The organism is Microvirga pakistanensis, from assembly GCF_004458765.1.
GTDB classification, from domain to species: Bacteria; Pseudomonadota; Alphaproteobacteria; order Rhizobiales; family Beijerinckiaceae; genus Microvirga; species Microvirga pakistanensis.
In genome coordinates this window covers 1-494 of record NZ_SPJX01000257.1, presented here as the reverse complement: position 1 = coordinate 494, position 494 = coordinate 1, and the positions used below count along the sequence as shown (strand labels likewise).

Sequence of the window (494 nt, the reverse complement as noted above, 5' to 3'; positions counted from 1 at the left end):
GCGGGGGTGTTCGGGGTTGGCGGCGGGGCCGTGGCGGTGCCGATCCTCTACGAGCTGTTCCGGCTTCTGGAGGTGCCCGAGGCGGTGCGCATGCCCCTGAGCGTGGGCACCTCGCTGGCCATCATCGTGCCCACCTCGATCCGCTCCTTCCAGGCGCACCGGGCCAAGGGCGCGGTCGACATGTCGATCCTCAAGCTCTGGGCCGTGCCGGTGGTGCTGGGGGTGGTGCTCGGCAGCCTGGTGGCGCGCTTTGCCCCGGCCGACCTGTTCAAGGCGGTGTTCGTGATCGTGGCCGGCGTCTCGGCGATCCGGCTGCTGTTCGGCCGCGACACCTGGCGGCTGGGCCTCCACCTGCCGGGCCGGCCGGTGATGCTGGCCTATGGCGGGCTCATCGGCCTGCTGTCGGCCCTGATGGGCATCGGCGGCGGCCAGCTCTCGAACCTGTTCATGACCTTCTACAGCCGCCCCATCCACCAGGCGGTGGCCACCTCCTC

1 protein-coding gene is annotated in these 494 nt (G+C 71.3%); it reads left to right on the top strand.

Annotated elements, in window-relative coordinates; genetic code table 11:
• On the top strand, window positions 1–494 hold a 494-nt coding region (locus E4K09_RS14755; RefSeq protein ID WP_134498247.1), incomplete at both ends, for a sulfite exporter TauE/SafE family protein.